This window comes from Kineococcus vitellinus, from assembly GCF_009906315.1.
In the GTDB taxonomy this organism is placed as follows: Bacteria; Actinomycetota; Actinomycetes; order Actinomycetales; family Kineococcaceae; genus Kineococcus; species Kineococcus vitellinus.
Genome location: NZ_JAAALL010000320.1, coordinates 1 through 3,108 on the forward strand (window position 1 = coordinate 1; position 3,108 = coordinate 3,108).

1 protein-coding gene is annotated in these 3,108 nt (G+C 73.1%); it reads left to right on the plus strand.

Going from position 1 to position 3,108, the window contains the following annotated elements; translation table 11 throughout:
* Nucleotides 1–204: 204 nt before the first annotated feature.
* Nucleotides 205–3,108, plus strand: a 2,904-nt coding sequence (locus GTQ99_RS19930) for a UPF0182 family protein (protein WP_166617450.1), incomplete at its 3' end; no start/stop codon positions are given.

The window sequence follows — 3,108 nt, forward strand, 5'->3', positions numbered from 1 at the left end:
GGGTGGCGGGTGCGGGACCGGGGGTCGCAGGGGTCAGCGGGTCGGAGCTCACGGCCCCGATGGTGGCACGTCCGCCGCGGGTGCCGGCGGGGCCCGCCGGACCCGCCCGGGGCCCGCCGGGGCGCGCAAGGGGGAGTCCGGCAACGAACTGGTCACGATGCGTCGGGACGGGCACCCGCCCGGCGGCTTGTAAGTTGCCTGGTCGTGAGCTTCCCACCTCGCCGCCCCTCGCGGCCGGTGCTGCGGCGTCGTCGCCGCGGCGCCGCCCTGCCGACCGTCCTCGTCCTCGTCGCCCTCGTCGTCGTCGTGGTCGTCGGCTCCCGCATCACCGCAGACGTGTGGTGGTTCGACCAGCTCGGCTACCTGCAGACCTTCACGACGAAGCTGTGGCTGCAGATCGCGCTCTTCGCCGTCGGAGCGGCGCTGCTGTCGGCGGCCGTGGCGGTCTCGCTGAGCGTAGGGTACCGCTCGCGGCCCATCTACGCGCCGCTGTCGACCGAGCAGGCGGGGCTGGACCGCTACCGCGAGTCCCTGGAGCCGCTGCGCCGCCTCGTCGTCGTCGCGCTCTCGCTCGCGGCGGGCCTGTTCGGCGGCTCGGTCGCCGCGGGGCGCTGGGAGACCCTGCTGCTGTGGGTCAACCGCCAGTCCTTCGGGCAGCAGGCCCCCGAGGTCGGCATGGACCAGGGCTTCTACGTCTTCACCCTGCCCTGGCTCAGCTTCGTCGTCGGCTTCCTGTCCGCGGCCGTGGTGCTCTCGGGCATCGCCGCGCTGGCCACGCACTACCTGTACGGCGGGCTGCGGCTGTCCGGCGGCGGGCAGCGCACGACGCGCGCGGCGCGCATCCACCTGGCCACCCTCGCCGCGGCGTTCCTGCTGCTGCGCGCGGCCGGCTACTGGCTGGACCGCTACGAGCTCATGGTCTCCAGCTCCGGCAACGTGGCGGGCGTCGTCGGCCCGACGGCCACGGACGCCACCGCGGTGCTGCCGGCCAAGGCCATCCTCACCCTCGTGGCCGTCGTCGTGGCCGGGCTGTTCGTGGCGGCCGCGGTCGGCGCCAGCTGGCGGCTGCCGGCGATCGGCACGGCGCTGCTGGTCGTGAGCGCCGTCGCCGTCGGCGGCATCTACCCCTGGGTCGTGCAGCGCTTCCAGGTCAGCCCCAACCGGCAGACCGCCGAGGCCGAGTACGTCCAGCGCAACATCGACGCCACCCGCACCGCCTACGACCTCGCGGACTCCGAGGTCACCGAGTACCAGCCGGACACCGAGGCGACGCCGGGGCAGCTGCTCGAGGACGCCTCGACCATCCCGGGCATCCGGCTGCTGGACCCCTCGGTGGTCGGCTCGGCGTTCCAGCAGACGCAGGGGCAGCGCAACTACTACCGCTTCCCCGACGTCCTGGACGTGGACCGCTACGACCTCGGCGGGGACACCACCCAGGACACCGTCATCGCCGCCCGCGAGCTCAACCTCGACGGCCTGGCCGACAACCAGCAGACCTGGGTCAACCTGCACACCGTCTACACCCACGGCTACGGCGTCGTCGCCGCCCGCGGCAACGAGCGCACCAACGACGGGCGCCCGGACTACTTCGAGGCCAACATCCCCTCCACCGGCGAGCTGGGCGAGTACGAGCCGCGGATCTACTTCGGCGAGAACACGCAGGACTACTCCATCGTCGGCGGCGCCGGGGACCCGGTCGAGATCGACTACCCGGACAACTCCTCGCGCGGCTACGCCCTCACCAAGTACGACGGCCCCGGCGGGGTCGCGGTGGACGGCCTGCTGCGCAAGTCCGTCTACGCGCTGAAGTTCGCCGAGGGCAACATCCTGCTCTCCGACCGCGTCAACGACGGCGCCAAGATCCTCTACGACCGCACCCCGCGCGAGCGGGTCGAGAAGGTCGCCCCGTGGCTGACGATGGACGGCGACGCCTACCCGGCCGTCGTCGACGGCCGCGTGACGTGGATCCTCGACGGCTACACCACCTCGGCGTCCTTCCCGTACTCGGCGGCGACGGAGCTCGGGGAGGTCACGGTGGACACCCTCACCGAGACCGGGCAGAGCGTGCAGGCGCTGCAGGACCGCACGGTCAACTACGTGCGCAACTCGGTGAAGGCGACCGTGGACGCCTACACGGGCCAGGTCACCCTCTACGCCTGGGACGAGCAGGACCCGGTCCTCAAGGCGTGGATGCAGGCCTTCCCGGGCGCGGTGGAGCCGCTGTCGGCCGTGGACGAGCAGCTCATGGCGCACCTGCGCTACCCGCAGGACATGTTCAAGGTGCAGCGCGAGGTCCTCGCCCGCTACCACGTCACCGACGCCAGCTCGTTCCTCACCGGCCAGGACTTCTGGGACGTCCCCGGCGACCCGACGGCCGACGTCCCCGAGGGGACGACGGCGCCGGCCCAGCCGCCGTACTACCTGACCCTGCGGATGCCCGGCCAGGAGGCCCCGGCCTTCAGCCTGACGTCCAACTACGTGCCGGCCTCCAACAACCGCGGCGGCGGCAACCAGATCCTCACCGGCTTCGCCGCGGTGGACTCCAACGCGATGGCGCCCGGCGGCGGCAAGAGCGAGGAGTACGGCCGCATCCGGCTGCTGGAGATCCCGCAGGCCGCCACCGTCCAGGGGCCGGTGCAGGCTCAGAACACCATCAACTCCAACGCGGTGGTCGCCGAGCAGGTCCGCCTGCTCGGGCTGGGCAACTCCGAGGTCATCGACGGCAACCTGCTCACCCTGCCCGTGGGCGGCGGGCTGCTGTACGTCGAGCCGATCTACGCGCGGAGCACGGGGGCGAACTCCTTCCCGCAGCTGCGCAAGGTCGTCGCCGTCTTCGGCGACCAGGTCGCCATCGCCGACACCCTCGACGCGGCGCTCGACGACGTGTTCGGCGGCGACTCGGGGGCCAGCGCCGGCGACGAGGGCGCCGCGCCGGTGCCGGGCTCGCCCTCCCAGAGCCCCACGCCGGCCCCGGCCCCGGCGCCGGGCTCGCCCAGCGCCGACCCGGGCGCGCAGGTGCAGCTGGACCAGGCGCTGCAGCAGGCCCGGCAGGCGATCACCGACTCGCAGGCGGCGCTGCAGCGCGGCGACTTCACCGCCTACGGCGAG